15 protein-coding genes are annotated in these 17,538 nt (G+C 59.5%); 10 read left to right on the top strand and 5 right to left on the bottom strand.

Features of this window, described 5'->3' with window-relative positions; translation table 11 throughout:
• The first annotated feature begins 146 nt into the window (after positions 1-146).
• From pap to QYH43_RS15170, 3 genes are all read left to right on the top strand, one after another.
• Positions 147-1,670 carry a polyphosphate:AMP phosphotransferase gene (pap, locus tag QYH43_RS15180; protein ID WP_095056650.1) on the top strand — a complete coding sequence of 508 codons (1,524 nt, stop codon included), beginning with the start codon at positions 147-149 and terminating at the stop codon, positions 1,668-1,670.
• 102 nt (positions 1,671-1,772) lie between these two features.
• Positions 1,773-2,957: a thiolase family protein gene (locus QYH43_RS15175; protein WP_095056651.1), complete on the top strand. Its 1,185-nt coding sequence runs from the start codon at positions 1,773-1,775 to the stop codon at positions 2,955-2,957.
• Between the two features lie 305 nt (positions 2,958-3,262).
• Positions 3,263-4,216, top strand: coding sequence for a DMT family transporter (locus QYH43_RS15170; protein ID WP_095056652.1), 954 nt, complete (start codon positions 3,263-3,265; stop codon positions 4,214-4,216).
• Between the two features lie 90 nt (positions 4,217-4,306).
• On the opposite strand, the gene QYH43_RS15165 is transcribed toward QYH43_RS15170, so the two are convergent.
• Entirely contained in the window at positions 4,307-5,701 is a 1,395-nt protein-coding gene (locus tag QYH43_RS15165; RefSeq protein ID WP_095056653.1) for a class II fumarate hydratase, read from the bottom strand.
• 192 nt (positions 5,702-5,893) lie between these two features.
• Between QYH43_RS15165 and QYH43_RS15160 the strand changes: the two genes are divergently transcribed.
• The 7 genes from QYH43_RS15160 to QYH43_RS15130 all read left to right on the top strand — a co-directional run bounded on the left by QYH43_RS15160 (position 5,894) and on the right by QYH43_RS15130 (position 13,767).
• Positions 5,894-6,418: a DUF2059 domain-containing protein gene (locus QYH43_RS15160; RefSeq protein WP_095056654.1), complete on the top strand. Its 525-nt coding sequence runs from the start codon at positions 5,894-5,896 to the stop codon at positions 6,416-6,418.
• Positions 6,419-6,430: 12 nt separating this feature from the next.
• Complete coding sequence (locus QYH43_RS15155; RefSeq protein WP_095056655.1) at positions 6,431-6,730, top strand: BolA family transcriptional regulator; 300 nt, start codon at positions 6,431-6,433, stop codon at positions 6,728-6,730.
• 202 nt (positions 6,731-6,932) lie between these two features.
• Positions 6,933-7,874 (top strand): rhodanese-related sulfurtransferase, encoded by a 942-nt coding sequence (locus QYH43_RS15150; RefSeq protein WP_301157306.1) that lies wholly within the window; start codon positions 6,933-6,935, stop codon positions 7,872-7,874.
• Between the two features lie 3 nt (positions 7,875-7,877).
• Positions 7,878-8,513, top strand: a complete 636-nt coding sequence (locus QYH43_RS15145) for a DsbA family protein (protein WP_095056657.1) — start codon at positions 7,878-7,880, stop codon at positions 8,511-8,513.
• A complete protein-coding gene (locus QYH43_RS15140; protein ID WP_301157305.1) occupies positions 8,506-10,323 on the top strand; it encodes an ABC transporter ATP-binding protein in 1,818 nt (605 codons plus the stop codon). The genes QYH43_RS15145 and QYH43_RS15140 overlap by 8 nt, the downstream gene beginning before the upstream one ends.
• Positions 10,324-10,467: 144 nt before the next feature.
• Positions 10,468-12,927, top strand: coding sequence for an EAL domain-containing protein (locus QYH43_RS15135; RefSeq protein ID WP_301157304.1), 2,460 nt, complete (start codon positions 10,468-10,470; stop codon positions 12,925-12,927).
• A gap of 45 nt (positions 12,928-12,972) precedes the next feature.
• On the top strand, positions 12,973-13,767 hold the full coding sequence (locus QYH43_RS15130; protein ID WP_301157303.1) for a TenA family transcriptional regulator: 795 nt from the start codon (positions 12,973-12,975) through the stop codon (positions 13,765-13,767).
• Positions 13,768-13,903: 136 nt separating this feature from the next.
• Here QYH43_RS15130 and QYH43_RS15125 read toward each other — a convergent pair whose 3' ends face one another.
• The 4 genes from QYH43_RS15125 to ubiG form a co-directional block, all read right to left on the bottom strand.
• Positions 13,904-14,830, bottom strand: a complete 927-nt coding sequence (locus QYH43_RS15125; RefSeq protein WP_301157302.1) for a GGDEF domain-containing protein — start codon at positions 14,828-14,830, stop codon at positions 13,904-13,906.
• 373 nt (positions 14,831-15,203) lie between these two features.
• Positions 15,204-15,944 (bottom strand): YciK family oxidoreductase, encoded by a 741-nt coding sequence (locus QYH43_RS15120; protein ID WP_095056662.1) that lies wholly within the window; start codon positions 15,942-15,944, stop codon positions 15,204-15,206.
• A gap of 176 nt (positions 15,945-16,120) precedes the next feature.
• Positions 16,121-16,792, bottom strand: coding sequence for an N-acetylmuramic acid 6-phosphate phosphatase MupP (mupP, locus tag QYH43_RS15115; RefSeq protein ID WP_095056663.1), 672 nt, complete (start codon positions 16,790-16,792; stop codon positions 16,121-16,123).
• Positions 16,793-16,796: 4 nt separating this feature from the next.
• Entirely contained in the window at positions 16,797-17,495 is a 699-nt protein-coding gene (gene ubiG / locus QYH43_RS15110) for a bifunctional 2-polyprenyl-6-hydroxyphenol methylase/3-demethylubiquinol 3-O-methyltransferase UbiG (protein ID WP_046042598.1), read from the bottom strand.
• Positions 17,496-17,538: the final 43 nt, after the last annotated feature.

The raw sequence follows: 17,538 nt of genomic DNA, 5'->3' as shown, positions 1-17,538 counted from the left end.
GTTGGCACTGATTCTAGGGACGGCGTTGCCGTCCAACGGGAGCAAGCTCCCTCGCCACAGATTGCCTATCTGCCTCAAGGATGGATTTCTCCCACGCAAGAGAGGTCAATCCGCTAGTCTTGCTCACATCTGGAAGGGAGCCGTCCATGTTTGAATCTGCCGAAATCGATCACGTCATCGATAAAGAAACCTATGACGCCGAAGTACCTGCCCTGCGCGAAGCCTTGCTCGAAGCGCAATTTGAACTGCGTCAGCAGAGCCGGTTTCCGGTGATCATTCTGATCAATGGCATCGAGGGTGCCGGCAAAGGCGAGACGGTCAAGCTGCTCAACGAGTGGATGGACCCGCGTCTGATCGAGGTCCGCACCTTCGATCAGCAAACCGACGAAGAGCTGGCACGGCCACCGGCCTGGCGTTACTGGCGAATGCTCCCGGCCAAGGGGCGCATGGGGATTTTCTTCGGCAACTGGTACAGCCAGATGTTGCAATCGCGGGTTCATGGCCAGATCAAGGATCCGCGCCTCGACCAAAGCATCAACGCCGCCGAGCGGCTGGAGAAGATGCTCTGCGATGAAGGCGCGCTGATCGTCAAATTCTGGTTCCACCTCTCCAAAAAACAGATGAAAGCACGCCTCAAGGCCCTGGCCGACGACCCGTTGCACAGCTGGCGCATCAGCCCGCTGGACTGGCAGCAATCGCAAACCTACGACCGGTTCGTGAAGTTCGGAGAACGTGTCTTGCGACGGACCAGTCGCGACTACGCGCCGTGGCATGTGATCGCCGGGATGGATGCGCGCTATCGCAGCCTGGTGGTGGGCAAGATTTTGCTCGACAGCCTGCATCTTGCATTGAAACGACCGAAGATCCATCCGGCAAAAGTCAGCGCCGCGCCCGTGTTCCCCAGCGTCGATCAAGTGAACCTGCTCGACGCCCTGGATTTGAAACTGCGCCTGGACAAAAGCGACTACGAAGAGCAATTGGTGACCGAGCAGGCGCGGTTTTCCGGATTGATGCGTGACAAACGCATGCGCCGGCACGCTCTGGTCGCCGTGTTTGAAGGCAATGACGCGGCGGGTAAGGGCGGGGCGATCCGGCGGGTCGCGGCGGCACTCGATCCGCGTCAGTACAACATCGTGCCGATTGCCGCGCCCACGGAAGAGGAACGCGCGCAGCCGTACATGTGGCGTTTCTGGCGACACCTGCCGGCGCGAGGAAAATTCACCGTGTTCGACCGCTCCTGGTATGGCCGGGTGTTGGTGGAACGCATCGAAGGTTACTGCAGCCCGGCGGACTGGCTGCGAGCCTACAGCGAAATCAACGATTTCGAAGAGCAGGTCACCGAGGCCAGGGTGATTGTGGTCAAGTTCTGGCTGGCCATCGACAAACAGACGCAACTGGAGCGTTTCCAGGAGCGTGAGCAGATTCCGTTCAAGCGCTTCAAGATCACCGAAGACGACTGGCGTAACCGCGAAAAATGGGATGACTACCGTCTGGCCGTCGGCGACATGGTCGACCGCACCAGCACCGAGATTGCACCCTGGACCCTGATCGAAGCCAACGACAAGCGCTGGGCGCGGGTCAAGGTGTTGCGCACGATCAATCGGGCGATGGAAGAGGCGTTCGAAACGGCTGACCGTCATGACCGCAAAAAGCAAAAAGATGAGGATTGAACCGATGGTTACGCATACGCGGGGTGAATGATTGTCGCGGTCGGTAAAGGGGTGGACTTATGCTCGGACCACTCTCAACCGACAACAACAATGAGGTATGCCATGCGTGAAGTGGTGATCGTCGACAGCGTGCGGACCGGCCTGGCCAAATCCTTTCGCGGCAAATTCAACATGACTCGTCCTGATGACATGGCGGCGCACTGTGTCGACTCGCTGTTGGCACGCACGGGCATCGACCCGGCCAGCGTCGAGGACTGCATCGTCGGCGCCGGCTCCAATGAAGGCGCGCAAGGCTTCAACATCGGTCGTAATGTCGCGGTGTTGTCGCGCCTGGGCGTCGGCACCGCCGGCATGACCCTCAACCGCTTCTGTTCATCCGGTTTGCAGGCGATCGCCATTGCCGCGAACCAGATCGCCTCGGGTTGCAGCGACATCATCGTCGCCGGCGGCGTCGAATCCATCAGCCTGACCATGAAAAGCGTCAACACCGACAACCTGATCAATCCGCTGCTCAAGGAACAGGTACCGGGCATTTACTTCCCGATGGGCCAGACAGCCGAAATCGTCGCGCGTCGCTACAACGTCAGCCGCGAAGAACAGGACCTGTATGCCCTGCAAAGCCAGCAACGCACTGCGCAGGCCCAGGCTGCCGGGTTGTTCGATGACGAGATCGTGCCGATGGCGGTGAAGTACCGCGTCGAAGACAAGGTCACCGGGCAGGTGCAGATCGTCGATGGCATCGTCGATCGTGATGACTGCAACCGCCCCGACACCACACTGGAAAGCCTCGCCGGGTTGAAACCGGTGTTCGCCGAGGACGGCTCGATCACGGCCGGCAACTCTTCGCAGTTGTCCGACGGCGCGTCCATGACCCTGGTGATGAGCCTGGAAAAAGCCCTGGAACTGGGGCTCAAGCCGAAGGCGTTCTTCCGTGGTTTTGCGGTGGCCGGTTGCGAGCCGGACGAGATGGGCATCGGCCCGGTGTTCTCGGTGCCGAAGCTGCTCAAGGCCAAGGGTTTGCAGATTGCCGATATCGACCTGTGGGAACTCAATGAGGCCTTCGCTTCGCAGTGCCTGTACAGCCGCAATCGGCTGGAAATCGACAACGACAAGTACAACGTCAACGGCGGCTCGATTTCCATCGGCCACCCGTTCGGCATGACCGGTTCGCGTCAGGTCGGGCATCTGGTGCGCGAGTTGCAGCGACGCAACCTGCGCTACGGCATCGTCACCATGTGCGTGGGTGGCGGGATGGGGGCTACCGGGCTGTTTGAAGCGGTGCGTTAAACACCTCGGATGTGTAGCGACTGTTCAATAGCTATCGCTAGCAGGCTAGCTCCCACAGGGATCTGATGGGCGACACGGATCCAGTGTGGGAGCTAGCCTGCTAGCGATGAAGTCGACGCGATTTTTCTAGTCCCCCTTCAGCCAAGAAGCAGTTGTGGCGCCTGATGGCCAGATCGACGGCATTGCGCCAGATTAATGTTGCGACCCGCACAGTTTCATCCGCGGCCAGTTCCAAACTGTCCCTGTGTGCCACACGCCCCAGCGCCTAGAATGTCGCTTCTTGCCATAAGGCTTTTGGGGTTCACATGCACATTTCATCGGGTCGCTGGGTTTACGGTCTGTTTCTGGCCTTGTTGACCGCGTTGTTGTGGGGAATCCTGCCGATCAAACTCAAACAAGTGCTGCTGGTGATGGACCCGGTCACGGTGACCTGGTTTCGTCTGGCGGTATCTGGCGGCTGCCTGTTCATTTACCTGGCCGCGACCAATCGCCTGCCCAGCCGCAAAGCGCTCGGCCCACGCGGAGGCTGGCTGGTGTTGATGGCGGTGCTCGGTCTGGTGGGTAACTACGTGCTGTATCTGATGGGCCTGAACCTGCTGAGCCCCGGCACCGCGCAACTGGTGGTGCAGATGGGGCCGATCATGTTGCTGATCGCCAGTGTGTTTGTGTTCAAGGAGCGCTTCAGCCTGGGGCAGGGGCTTGGTTTGCTGGTGCTGCTGATCGGCTTCGGGCTGTTTTTCAACCAGCGTTTGAGTGAACTGCTGACGTCGCTGACCGACTACACCGCCGGCGTCCTGTTGGTGCTGTTGGCGTCCACGGTCTGGACCTTCTACGCGTTAGGTCAGAAGCAATTGCTGACGGTGTGGAATTCGCTGCAGGTGATGATGGTGATCTACCTGTTTTGCGCGGCGTTGCTGACGCCGTGGGTGCATCCGCTGGAAGCGCTGCAATTGAGCCCGTTGCAAGGCTGGTTGCTGTTGGCGTGCTGCCTGAACACCCTGATTGCCTATGGCGCGTTCGCCGAAGCGTTGGCGCACTGGGAAGCGTCTCGGGTCAGTGCGACGTTGGCGATTACGCCGCTGGTGACCTTCGCGGCGGTCGCCGTCGCGGCCTGGTTATGGCCGGACTTCGTGCATGCCGAGACCATCAATGGCCTGGGCTATGGCGGGGCGGTGCTGGTGGTGTTGGGTTCGGCGCTGGTGGCGTTGGGGCCTTCTTTGATTGCCGGGTTGAAGGCTCGGAAGTTACGGATGGCCTGAAGATCAAAAGATCGCAGCCTGCGGCAGCTCCTACAGGGAACATTTACATGAGCTGCCGCAGGCTGCGATCTTTTCGCTTCACTGCAAATCTCAGCCCTTGGCCCCGCCCTCCAGCATATTCTCCGGCCGCACCCACGCATCGAACTCTTCATCCGTCAGATACCCGAGTTGCAGCGCCGCTTCCCGCAAGGTCAGCCCTTCGCTGTAAGCCTTCTTGGCAATCTCGGCCGATTTGTCATAACCGATGTGCGGATTGAGCGCCGTCACCAGCATCAGCCCACGTTCCAGATGTTCAGCCATTTTCTCGGCATCCGGCTCCAGGCCGGCGATGCAGTGCTGCTGGAAGTTGCTGCAACCATCGCCCAGCAGGCGGATCGATTGCAGCAGGTTGTGGATGATCACCGGTTTGAACACGTTCAATTGCAGGTGACCCTGACTGGCGGCAAAACCGATGGCGACGTCATTGCCCAACACCTGACAGGCCAGCATCGACAGCGCTTCGCACTGGGTCGGGTTGACCTTGCCCGGCATGATCGAACTGCCCGGTTCGTTGGCCGGCAGTTTTACTTCGGCGAAACCGGCGCGCGGCCCGGAGCCCAGCAGACGCAAGTCATTGGCGATTTTCATCAGCGTCACCGCGAGGGTTTTCAGCGCACCGGACAGCGTGGTCAGCGGCTCATGGCCGGCGAGGGCGGCAAATTTGTTGGGTGCGGTGATGAACGGCAAGCCGGAAAGGGCGGCCAGTTCAGCGGCAATGGCTTCACCAAAACCGTGGGGCGAGTTGAGCCCGGTGCCGACCGCCGTGCCGCCCTGGGCCAGTTCACAGACCGCGGGCAGGGAACTGCGGATCGCCCGTTCGGCGTAATCCAGTTGCGCGATGAACGCGGAGATTTCCTGGCCGAAGCTGATGGGGGTCGCATCCATCATGTGGGTGCGGCCGGTCTTGACCAGTTTCATATGGCGCGCAGCCAACTCGGCGAGCCCGCCGGACAATTCGCTGATCGCCGGCAGCAAATGCTGCTGAACGGCCTGGACGGCAGCGATGTGCATGGCGGTGGGGAAGCTGTCGTTGGAACTCTGGGAGCAATTGACGTGATCGTTGGGGTGCACCGGCGTCTTGCCGCCGCGCGGGTTACCGGCCAGTTCGTTGGCGCGCCCGGCGATCACTTCGTTGACGTTCATGTTGCTCTGGGTGCCGCTGCCGGTCTGCCAGACCACCAACGGAAACTGGTCGTCATGTTCGCCGTCGAGCACTTCGTCGGCCGCCTGTTCGATCAGCCGGGCGATGTCGGCCGGGATGTCACCGTTGCGATCGTTGACCCGGGCCGCGGCTTTCTTGATCAGTGCCAGGGCGTGCAGTACCGCCATCGGCATGCGTTCGTTGCCAATGGCGAAATTGATCAGCGAGCGTTGCGTCTGAGCACCCCAATAGGCTTCATCCGGGACTTCAACCTGGCCGAGGCTGTCGGTTTCGATACGGCTCATCTTGCACACTCCTGTAGGTCCGATTGCGCAGTTTAGGCCGTGATCACCGGCCGTGGTTCCATCGGTCTGGATTTCACCCATTCAACCCCCCTAAATCAGGGCCGGCAAGGCTTGGGGTTGAGCGACACACTTTTTTAGGCGCAGAATGGTCGCCCTTGGGGTTTTACCTCGTCAGCTAGAAAAGGAAACTCGATGACTCGTCTTCGTGCCATCTGTACCGCCGTTGCTTTGGTCTGCGCCAGCGGCCAGGTTTTTGCCGACACCGCCAGCCATAACGCCAGTGCCGAGGCTTTCCTGACCCTGGCGCACGCTGACAAGCTGGGCACTCCGGTGTACATGCAAGTACAGCAGATGTTTGCTCAACGTTTTGCCCAGACCAAAGCTCCAGAGTCGAAAAAAGCCGTACTGGAAACCTACCAGGCCAAGGCCAATGCCGCCCTGGACCAGGCCATCGGCTGGAACAAGCTCAAGCCTGAAATGATCAAGCTGTACACCAGCAACTTCAGCGAATCCGAACTCAAGGACCTGGTTGCCTTCTACAAGTCGCCACTGGGCAAGAAAGTCCTGGAAAAAATGCCGCAGCTGACTCAGCAGTCGGCCCAGATGACCCAGGCCAAGCTGGAAAGCGCCGTGCCGGTGGTCAACAAGCTGTTGGCTGACATGACGACCGAGCTGGATCCGAAAGGCGCCGCCGCTCCAGCCAAGAAAAAGCCTTAAGCGGAGTCCGGTATGACCATGCAACAACGCATCGAATCGACGCTGGCCCTGCTTCAGCCAGAGCATCTGCAAGTGCTGGATGAAAGCCACATGCACAGCCGTGGGTTGCAGACCCACTACAAGGCCGTGGTGGTCAGCGCGCAGTTCGAAGGCCTGAACCGGGTCAAGCGCCACCAGAAAGTCTACGGCACGCTCGGCGAGCTGATGGGCGAGTTCCATGCGTTGGCGCTGCATACCTACACGCCAGAGGAATGGGCACAGATCGACGCGGCTCCGGCCTCGCCGACCTGTGCTGGCGGCAGCAAGCACTAATAAGCTGCACGTTCACCTGTAGGAGCCGGCTTGCTGGCGATGGCGTCCTCGAGATCGCTATCGCTGGCAAACCGCAAGCGGGCGTCAGCTCCTACAGGGATGGCTTTATTTTTGTTAGAATGCCCAACGCGCCGCTCACCCGGCGCGTTTTTTTTCGCATCCGGTTCACCCTTTACGAGGGTAGCCACCTGGAGATTTACCCATGACACAACAGATTGTCGTGGCGGCACTGTATAAGTTCGTCACCCTGGAAGATTACGTCGCCCTGCGCGAGCCCCTGCTGCAAGCAATGGTCGACAACGGCATCAAAGGCACGCTGCTGATCGCCGAAGAAGGCATCAACGGCACCGTGTCCGGTAGCCGCGAAGGCATCGACGGGCTGATGGCCTGGCTCAAGAACGACCCGCGCATGGACGACATCGACCACAAAGAGTCGTACTGCGACGAGCAGCCGTTCTACCGCACCAAAGTCAAACTCAAGAAAGAAATCGTCACCCTCGGCGTTGAAGGCGTGGACCCGAACAAAAAGGTCGGCACCTACGTTGATCCACAGGACTGGAACGCGTTGATCAGCGATCCGGAAGTGTTGTTGATCGACACCCGTAACGATTACGAAGTCTCGATCGGCACCTTCGAAGGCGCCATCGACCCGAAAACCACCAGTTTTCGCGAATTTCCCGACTACATCAAAGCCAACTTCGACCCGGCCGTGCACAAGAAGGTCGCGATGTTCTGCACCGGCGGCATTCGCTGCGAGAAAGCGTCGAGCTACATGCTCAGCGAAGGTTACGGTGAGGTCTATCACCTCAAGGGCGGTATCCTGAAGTACCTCGAAGAGGTGCCGCAGGAAGAAACCAAATGGCAGGGCGACTGCTTCGTGTTCGATAACCGCGTGACGGTTCGCCACGACTTGAGTGAAGGCGATTACGATCAATGCCATGCCTGCCGCACGCCAGTCAGCGTTGAAGATCGCGCTTCCGAGCATTACGTGGCCGGTATCAGCTGCCCGCATTGCTGGGATAAATTGAGCGAAAAAACCCGTCGCAGCGCCATCGATCGGCAAAAGCAGATCGAACTGGCCAAAGCCCGTAACCAGCCGCACCCGATCGGCTACAACTATAAGCAAGCACCTTCCGAGGTCTGAACCATGTCTGCGCGCCTGCTCTATGTGATGGATCCGATGTGTTCCTGGTGTTGGGGGTTTGCCCCGGTCGCCAATGCATTGGTCGAGCAGGCGCAAGCCGCCGGCGTGGAGGTGCATCTGATCGTGGGTGGTTTGCGCACCGGCAGCGGCTCGGCATTGGAACCGACCACCCGGCGCTACATTCTTGAGCACTGGCAGGCGGTCACCGAGGCCACCGGCCAGCCCTTCAAACTCGAAGGGGCGCTGCCGGACGGTTTTGTCTACGACACCGAGCCGGCCTGCCGGGCATTGGTGACAGCGCGCAGCCTCGCGCCGGATTGTGCCTGGAAACTGCTGGGGCTGATTCAGCACGCGTTTTATGCCGAAGGTCGGGATGTCACCCGTGCCAGCGTGTTGGTGGAATTGGCCGAGCAGGCTGGCGTACCGCGCATCGAGTTCGCTGCCGCGTTCGACCGTGCCGATATGCACACCGCCACCGAAGCCGATTTCACTTGGGTGCAAGACCTGGGTATCGCCGGTTTTCCGACCCTGCTGGCTGAACGTAACGGCCAATTGGCGCTGCTGACCAATGGTTATCAGCCACTGAACGAGCTGTCCCCGCTCCTCGGCCGTTGGCTGGAGCGCGCCGCCTGTGCATGATCTGCCCGACGATGCCCCAACCGAAAAACGTGTCGACCGTCTGAGCTGGGCGGAAATCCGCCGCCTGGCCCTGCATCATAAAAAGTCCCTGTGGATCGCCAACGGAGTGGCCGTACTCGCGACGCTGTGCAGCGTGCCGATCCCGTTGCTGTTGCCGTTACTGGTGGACGAAGTGCTGCTGGGGCACGGCGATTCTGCACTGAAAGTCATGAACCTCGCGCTGCCCGAGGTTTGGCAAAAAGCCGCGGGCTACATCGGCCTGATGCTGGTGGTGACCCTGGTCCTGCGCTGTTCGGCCTTGCTGTTCAACGTGGTGCAGGCGCGATTGTTCGCCGCGTTGGCCAAAGACATCGTCTACCGCATTCGCTTGCGCCTGATCGAACGACTCAAGCGCATCTCGCTCGGTGAATACGAGAGCCTGGGCAGCGGCACGGTGACCACGCATTTGGTCACAGATCTCGACACCCTGGACAAATTCGTCGGCGAAACCCTCAGTCGCTTCCTTGTGGCCATGCTGACCCTGGTCGGCACCGCTGGCATTCTGATGTGGATGCACTGGAAACTGGCGCTGCTGATTCTGCTGTTCAATCCGCTGGTGATCTACGCCACGGTGCAGTTGGGCAAGCGGGTCAAACACCTGAAAAAACTCGAGAACGACAGCACTTCGCGCTTCACCCAGGCATTGACCGAAACACTGGATTCCATCCAGGAAGTGCGCGCCGGCAACCGGCAGGGGTACTTCCTCGGTCGCCTCGGGCAACGTGCCCGGGAAGTCCGTGATTACGCGGTGAACTCGCAGTGGAAAACCGATGCCTCGAACCGTGCCAGCGGTTTGCTGTTCCAGTTCGGTATCGATATTTTCCGTGCGGCGGCGATGCTCACCGTGCTGTTCTCCGACCTGTCCATCGGCCAGATGCTCGCGGTATTCAGTTACCTGTGGTTCATGATCGGCCCGGTGGAACAACTGCTGAACCTGCAATATGCCTACTACGCCGCCGGCGGTGCGTTGTCGCGGATCAACGAGTTGCTGTCCCGTGCCGACGAGCCCGAGTATCCGGGCGGCGTCGATCCGTTCAACGGTCGCGAGACGGTCGGTCTTGAAGTGCAGGGATTGAGTTTTGGTTACGGTGACGAGCTGGTCTTGAACCAGATGAACCTGTCCATCGCTCCCGGTGAGAAGGTCGCGATCGTCGGTGCCAGCGGCGGCGGCAAGAGCACGCTGGTGCAATTGCTGTTGGGCTTGTACACGCCACTGGCCGGGACTATCCGCTTCGGCGGCTCGACCCAGCAAGAGATCGGCCTGGAAACGGTGCGGGAAAACGTCGCCGTGGTGCTTCAACACCCGGCCCTGTTCAACGACACCATTCGGGCCAACCTGACCATGGGCCGTGAGCGCAGCGACGAGGCGTGCTGGCAGGCCCTGGAAATCGCGCAACTGCACAGCACGGTCCGCGAGTTGCCCAGCGGTCTGGACAGCATCGTCGGGCGATCCGGCGTGCGTTTATCCGGCGGTCAGCGCCAACGCCTGGCGATTGCCCGGATGGTATTGGCCGAACCCAAAGTGGTGATCCTCGACGAGGCCACCTCGGCATTGGATGCCGCCACCGAATACAACCTGCATCAGGCGCTGGCGCGCTTCCTGAGCAATCGCACCACGCTGATCATTGCCCATCGACTCTCTGCGGTGAAACAGGCAGATCGCGTGCTGGTATTCGACGGCGGACAAATTGCCGAAGATGGCGACCACCAGCAACTGATCGCCGATGGTGGTTTGTACGCCAAGCTTTATGGGCATCTGCAGCAGTTGTAACGAAATGGCGAGTTCATGGGGAACCCCAGCGCAGCTACCTCCAGGCAAGGTCTGTCGCTTGCCTGGACTGCAATCGCACCTTAGTCTAGCTGTAGCGATTTCGTCAGGATGGCGAGCAAGCGGTGCTAAAAAACAAGGGACCTCATGAATCAAGCACGGACACTCGGAACGCCGCGGTTGCTGGGCATCGTCTGGCCATTTATCGCCGTCGTGTTGTTTCAGGCCCTGTTGGGCGGCGTGAGCCTTTATGTACTGTCGGCGGTGCGTGGTTATGTTGCCGGTGAAAGCTTGTGGTCCAAGGGCCAGAAGGACGCGATCTATTACCTGAACCTCTATGGCGACAGCCGTGACGAGGCGATTTTCCGCAAATACCAGACCGCCATTTCGGTGCCTCAGGGAGGCCACGAGTTGCGGATGGCGCTGGACCATCAACCGCCGGACATCGAAGCTGCGCGGATAGCCATCCTCAAGGGTGGCAACCATCCCGACGACGTTTCCAGTCTGGTCTGGCTGTACCTCAACTTCCGCCATTTCAGTTATCTCGAGAAAGCCATCGAACTCTGGGCCTTCGGAGACTCCTATCTGGTCCGGCTCGATGAGGTTGCCCGGGAGATGCATCAGGGCATCATCGCCAATCAGGCAACGCACGCCGATATCCAACGCTGGAAAGAGCAGATTCTCGCCATCAACGAAGGCGTTACGCCTGTGGCAAAAGCCTTCAGCGACGCGTTGGGTGAAGGCTCGCGGATGATACTTCGCCTGTTGCTGGGGACGAACCTGGCCACCGCGCTGGGCTTGATCGTGCTGGCACTGATGCGTACCCATAAACTGCTCAAGCAACGCCACGCCTTCGCCGATGCGCTGCAAATGGAGAAGGAGCGGGCGCAGATCACACTGCAATCGATTGGCGACGGGGTCATCACCACGGATGTCTCGGGCGCTATCGCTTACATGAACCCGGCCGCCGAGGCGCTGACCCACTGGAAAGCCGAGCAGGCGACGGGGTTGCCGCTGGCGGCGTTGTTCAACCTGCTGGATGAAAATGCCCAGGCCGATGGCTTTACGTTGATCGAGCACATCTTGAGCGGCCAGCTCAGCGGAGGCAGTAAGCATTCCAAGGTGATCCAGCGCCTGGACGGCAGCACGGTGTCGGTCACGCTGGTGGGCGCGCCGATCCGCAATGCCGGCAAGGTCAGCGGGACGGTGTTGGTGTTGCACGACATGACCCAGGAGCGGCAGTACATCGCCAATCTGTCCTGGCAGGCCACCCATGATGCGCTGACCGGGCTCGCCAATCGTCGCGAGTTCGAGTATCGACTGGAGCAGGCGCTGCACAATCTGACGCGGTACGCAGGGCGCCATGCCCTGATGTTCCTCGATCTCGATCAGTTCAAGCTGGTCAACGACACCTGCGGGCACGCGGCGGGCGATGAACTGTTGCGACACATTTGCGCGCTGTTGCAATCCGGGTTGCGCGAAGGCGATACCCTGGCCCGCCTCGGCGGTGACGAATTCGGCATCTTGCTGGAAAACTGTTCGTTGGAAGCTGCGGAAAAAATTGCCGAGGGCCTGCGCCAGACCGTGCAAAACCTGCACTTTGTCTGGAAAGGTCGGCCCTTTGTAACGACCGTGAGTATCGGGCTGGTGCATATTGCGCAGAATCCGACCACGCTGGAGGCCTCGCTTCGCAGCGCCGACATGGCCTGCTACATGGCCAAGGAAAAGGGGCGTAACCGGGTTCAGGTCTATCACCCGGACGACTCTGAACTGTCCCTGCGTTTCGGCGAAATGGCCTGGGTGCAGCGCCTGCACCTGGCATTGGAAGACGACCGCTTCTGCCTCTATGCCCAGGAAATCGTACCGCTGGGTCACGTCGACAAGGACGGCGGGCATATCGAGATTTTGCTGCGTTTGCATGATGAGACCGGGCGCATGATTCTGCCCGACAGTTTCATTCCCGCTGCCGAGCGCTATGGACTGATGAGTTCACTCGACCGCTGGGTCGTGGAGAACGTGTTCAAGGTCATCGCCCAGTGCCGGGCCGAGCAGCGCCAGGGGCCGCTGGCCATGTGTGCGATTAATCTGTCAGGCGCGACGATAGGAGATGAGGCGTTTCTGGACTTCCTGCGGGAACAGTTCATTGCGTACTCGATTCCGCCTGAAATGATTTGTTTTGAAATTACTGAAACCAGCGCAATTTCAAATCTTCCCAGCGCAATCAGATTCATTAATGAACTCAAAGGCTTGGGTTGCCATTTTTCGCTTGACGACTTTTGTGCCGGAATGTCCTCGTTCGCGTACCTGAAACATTTGCCTGTAGACTTCTTGAAGATCGACGGGAGTTTCGTAAAGGATATGCTGGACGACCCGATTAACCGCGCCATGGTCGAAGTGATCAATCACATCGGGCATGTCATGGGTAAGCGTACGATTGCCGAGTTTGTTGAAACGCCCCAGATTGAGCAGGCATTGCTGGAGATCGGGGTGGATTACGCTCAAGGGTATGTGATTGAACGCCCGCATCCGTTTACCTGCGACAGTTTACAAAGTCGTCCTGCCAGGCCTCAGCCTTTGCTGTTCAAGGCGCCTGGCACGTTCCGTTGAAGTCTCTCGCCGATCCTGAAAATCACCATCAAAAGGAGCTCGACAGTGATAGACACATTCAACAGGACCGGACCCCTCATGGAAGCTGCAAGTTATCCCGACTGGGCCCAGCGCCTGATTCAGGATTGCAGCGAGAGCAAGCGCCGGGTTGTCGAACATGAACTGTATCAGCGCATGCGAGACAACAAACTCAGTGCGAAGACCATGCGCCACTACCTGATCGGTGGCTGGCCGGTGGTCGAACAGTTCGCGTTGTATATGGCACAAAACCTCACCAAGACCCGTTTTGCCCGTCATCCCGGCGAGGACATGGCGCGTCGGTGGCTGATGCGCAACATTCGCGTCGAATTGAACCACGCCGATTATTGGGTGCACTGGAGCCGAGCGCATGGGGTCAGCCTGGAAGAGCTGCAGGTGCAACAGGTTGCCCCTGAACTTCACGCCTTGAGCCATTGGTGTTGGCACACCAGTTCGTCGGATTCGCTGATCGTTGCCATTGCCGCCACCAACTACGCCATTGAAGGGGCTACCGGTGAGTGGTCGGCCGTCGTCTGTTCCAATGGCGTCTATGCGGCGTCGTTTCCCGAGGAAGATCGCAAGCGGGCGATGAAGTGGCTGAAGATGCATGCCCAGTATGACGATGCCCATCCCTGGGAAGCCCTGGAAATCATCTGCACATTGGCTGGTACGAGTCCGAGCGCATCCTTGCAGGCGGAATTACGCATGGCCGTGTGCAAGAGCTACGACTACATGTACCTGTTTCTTGAGCGCTGCATGCAGTTGGAACACGCGGAAAAAGCACCGGCCGTACACGAGCGAATGGCGCTGGCAGAAAGCTGATTTAACAATCATGCAGTAAACCTGTGGGAGCAAGCTTGCTCGCGATAGCGGTGTATCAGACGGTATGGATACCAACTGATATTCCGTCATCGCGAGCAGGTTCGCTCCCACATTGTTTTGCGTTGTGGCGAAGGGCTCAGCCCGCCATCGCCAACCGATTGCGCCCCTCGCGCTTGGCCACGTACATCGCGCTGTCCGCGCGTCGCAACAGGCTGTCGGCAGACTCGCCCGGTAGCAAGGTCGAGCAGCCGAGGCTGACGGTCAGTTCAATCGACTGGCCGTCGACCGAGTAATCAGCCGTCTGCGTTGCAATCCTCAGTCGCTCACCGACCATCGCCGCAGCTTCGCGGGTGGTGTTGGACAGCAGGATCAGGAACTCTTCACCGCCGTAGCGAAACACCATGTCCACGTTGCGCAGCTGGCTCTTGATTGAGGCGGCAACGGCCTTGAGCACTTGATCGCCGGCACTGTGTCCGTAGGTGTCGTTGATTTGCTTGAAATGATCGATGTCCAGCATCAGCACCGACAGGGGGTGCAAGTGGCGACGGGAAAGTTCGATTTCCCGTTGCAGCGTCTGATCCATGGCGATGCGGTTGCCGGTGTCCGTCAGCGGATCACGTAATGCGCTTTGGGTCGCGGCGCGATACAGAAGGCTGTTACGCATCGGATAGAGCAACGCTGCCAACAGGGACTCCAGATTGGCCTGTTCCTCTTCGTTGAAGCGCTGATTGCGACGAAAAACCAGCTCACCCAAATGTTCGCCCTCATGGCTCAGGCTATAGCTGAGGGAGTGGTGGCCGCGTTGACCGAGCTCCAGGCGCAGGTCACTGCTGGTGTGCTGGTAACTCAAGGCGTCCAGCGGCACCCTGCGCTGAACTTCGCGAAAGAAAATACCGAGGATACGCTGCGGCTCAAGGCTGGTTTGCAGTTGCAAGCCAAGTTGTTGACGCAGGTGCGCAAGGCTGACTGGCCTTTCCAGAAAGGGAGGCTGTTGACCAAAGCCCAGGCGTTGCAATTTGGCGCTATCAAAGTCAATTGCGTTGGTCTGGGAAGGTGGTTTCATAAGGCGTGCGCCCCTAGGCAGTAAGACTGTCTTACAAGCAGGGTGAGAGCGGCTTTGGGCTGCGCGTCGTACTGGTCCGTCAGTCCCGTAGGACATTTCGTACAAGTCTAATCTGCTTTTGCTGATAGCGAGTAACCTATCAACTCAAGCTTCGCCCACCTGTCATCACATTGCGTGTCTGAGCAAACTTAGAGCGAAAGTCGTGCCATTCGGTTCAGGCGAATAAAATCTTAACTAAATCAATTGGATGTACAAAGACCTAAAGGTCTGCCAAGGTCTTTTCGACAGTTTTTTGACAAGAAGGGACAGTCATTCAGCGGTCTTTCCCTGCTGCGACGAGAATCGGCGCAACAGGGAAAGCGACACACGGCAGTTATTGAGCGTTAAAAGCCTGGCCGTTGACGCCGGTACTGTCCGGACCCATCAGGTACAGGTAGACCGGCATGATCTCTTCGGGCGTCGGGTTGTTCAGTGGGTTTTCCCCAGGATAAGCCTGGGCGCGCATGCTGGTGCGGGTTGCGCCCGGGTTGATGCTGTTGGAGCGTACGGGCGCCACAGTGTCGACTTCGTCGGCCAGGGTTTGCATCAGGCCTTCGGTGGCGAATTTTGAAACGCCGTAAGCGCCCCAATACGCACGCCCTTTGCGCCCGACACTGCTGGAGGTGAACACCACCGAGGCATCCTGGGACAGCTTGAGGAGCGGCAACAGCGTGCTGGTGAGCATGAACATGGCGTTGACGTTGACTTGCATCACGCGCATGAAGTTTTCGCCGGAGAGCTGTTCGATTGGTGTGCGCGGGCCAATGATCGAGGCGTTGTGCAGCAAACCGTCGAGGTGGCCGAACTCGGTTTCGATCATCGCGGCCAGTTCATCGTACTGATGGGGCAGGGCGGTTTCGAGGTTGAACGGGATGACGGCCGGTTGAGGATGGCCGGCAGCTTCGATTTCGTCGTAGACCTGGGTCAGGTTAGCTTCGGTCTTGCCCAGCAGCAGAACGGTTGCGCCATGCGCAGCATAGGTTTTTGCAGCGGCAGCGCCGATGCCGCGACCGGCACCGGTCACCAGAATGACCCGGTCCTTGAGCAGCTCGGGGCGGGCGGAATAATCAAACATAAAAAACCTCATCAAAGACCTGCATCGTACCTGTGGCGAGGGAGCTTGCTCCCGCTCGGCTGCGAAGCAGTCGTAATCTTTTAATCGCAGTGCATAGAACTGCGCATGCCAGGTAAAGGGGCCGCTTCGCGGCCCAGCGGGAGCAAGCTCCCTCGCCACAAAAGCAAGTGCCCGGCTCAGCAGCTACAGAGGGCGCTATCCAAAACCTTGCGCAACTCCAGCGGATGGTCGACCACCACGTCCGCACCCCAATGCCGCGGGTTATCGTCCGGATGGATATAACCGAAGGTCACCGCAGCGGTCTTGGTGCCGGCATCGCGACCCGACTCGATATCACGCAGGTCATCGCCCACGAACAGCACGCTGGCCGGATCCAGGTCGAGCATCTTGCAGGCGAGGATCAGCGGCTCGGGGTCCGGTTTGCTGTTCTTCACATGATCCGGGCAGATCAACAGCGCCGAGCGCTCGGCCAGCCCCAGTTGTTGCATGATCGGCTCGGCGAAGCGCAGCGGCTTGTTGGTGACCACGCCCCAGATCAGGTTGGCCTTTTCGATGTCCGCCAGCAGTTCGCCCATGCCGTCGAACAGCTTGCTGTGAACGGCGCAACCCACGAGATAGCGCTCCAGGAATTCCAGGCGCAACTCTTCGAAACCAGGGGACTCCGGGTCCATGGCGAAGGTCGCTGCAACCATCGCCTTGGCGCCGCCGGAGATCTCGTCGCGGATGTGTTTATCGTTGATCGGCGGCAAGCCGCGGTCGGCAAGCATCGCCTGGCAAATCGCGATGAAGTCCGGCGCGGTGTCGAGCAGGGTGCCGTCCATGTCGAAAAGAACTGCTCTGATAGGCATCGACTTACTCCTCGCGCAGGGTCTGGATCATGTAGTTGACGTCCACGTCGGCCGCCAGTTTGTAGTGCTTGGTGAGCGGGTTGTACGTCAGGCCGATGATGTCCTTGACGGTCAGGCCGGCCATGCGGCTCCAGGCGCCGAGCTCGGAAGGGCGGATGAATTTCTTGAAGTCGTGGGTGCCGCGCGGCAGCAGCTTCATGATGTATTCGGCGCCGACGATGGCGAACAGGTACGCCTTCGGGTTGCGGTTGATGGTCGAGAAGAACACCTGGCCGCCGGGCTTGACCATGCGGAAGCAGGCACGGATCACCGAAGATGGGTCCGGCACGTGTTCGAGCATTTCCAGGCAGGTGACCACGTCGAACTGCTCGGGCATTTCCTCGGCCAGGGCTTCAGCGGTGATCTGTCGGTATTCGACGCTCACGCCGGACTCCAGCTGATGCAACTGCGCGACCGCCAACGGCGCTTCGCCCATGTCGATGCCCATTACGGTGGCGCCGCGCTGAGCCATGGCTTCGCTGAGGATGCCGCCGCCGCAACCGACGTCGAGTACCTTCTTGCCAGCCAGGTTGACGCGTTCGTCAATCCAGTTGACCCGCAGCGGGTTGATGTCGTGCAGCGGTTTGAATTCGCTCTCACGGTCCCACCAGCGATGGGCCAGGGCCTCGAATTTGGCGATTTCGGCGTAGTCGACGTTGCTCATGGTTTAAGTCCTCGAAAAACTTGAAAAATCCTGTTGCCCCGGG

The organism is Pseudomonas sp. C32 (assembly GCF_030417915.1).
GTDB lineage: Bacteria > Pseudomonadota > Gammaproteobacteria > Pseudomonadales > Pseudomonadaceae > Aquipseudomonas.
Note: the sequence above shows the minus strand (reverse complement) of the source record. Positions and strands in the feature narration are given on the sequence as shown.

Excerpts from the sequence above, each read along its gene's own strand:
- QYH43_RS15165 (WP_095056653.1), bottom strand. The coding sequence starts at position 5,701 with ATGAGCCGTATCGAAACCGACAGCCTCGGCCAGGTTGAAGTCCCGGAT.
- QYH43_RS15125 (WP_301157302.1), bottom strand. The coding sequence starts at position 14,830 with ATGAAACCACCTTCCCAGACCAACGCAATTGACTTTGATAGCGCCAAA.
- QYH43_RS15120 (WP_095056662.1), bottom strand. The coding sequence starts at position 15,944 with ATGTTTGATTATTCCGCCCGCCCCGAGCTGCTCAAGGACCGGGTCATT.
- pap (WP_095056650.1), top strand. The coding sequence starts at position 147 with ATGTTTGAATCTGCCGAAATCGATCACGTCATCGATAAAGAAACCTAT.
- mupP (WP_095056663.1), bottom strand. The coding sequence starts at position 16,792 with ATGCCTATCAGAGCAGTTCTTTTCGACATGGACGGCACCCTGCTCGAC.
- QYH43_RS15135 (WP_301157304.1), top strand. The coding sequence starts at position 10,468 with ATGAATCAAGCACGGACACTCGGAACGCCGCGGTTGCTGGGCATCGTC.
- QYH43_RS15155 (WP_095056655.1), top strand. The coding sequence starts at position 6,431 with ATGACCATGCAACAACGCATCGAATCGACGCTGGCCCTGCTTCAGCCA.
- QYH43_RS15160 (WP_095056654.1), top strand. The coding sequence starts at position 5,894 with ATGACTCGTCTTCGTGCCATCTGTACCGCCGTTGCTTTGGTCTGCGCC.
- QYH43_RS15170 (WP_095056652.1), top strand. The coding sequence starts at position 3,263 with ATGCACATTTCATCGGGTCGCTGGGTTTACGGTCTGTTTCTGGCCTTG.
- QYH43_RS15150 (WP_301157306.1), top strand. The coding sequence starts at position 6,933 with ATGACACAACAGATTGTCGTGGCGGCACTGTATAAGTTCGTCACCCTG.
- QYH43_RS15145 (WP_095056657.1), top strand. The coding sequence starts at position 7,878 with ATGTCTGCGCGCCTGCTCTATGTGATGGATCCGATGTGTTCCTGGTGT.
- ubiG (WP_046042598.1), bottom strand. The coding sequence starts at position 17,495 with ATGAGCAACGTCGACTACGCCGAAATCGCCAAATTCGAGGCCCTGGCC.
- QYH43_RS15175 (WP_095056651.1), top strand. The coding sequence starts at position 1,773 with ATGCGTGAAGTGGTGATCGTCGACAGCGTGCGGACCGGCCTGGCCAAA.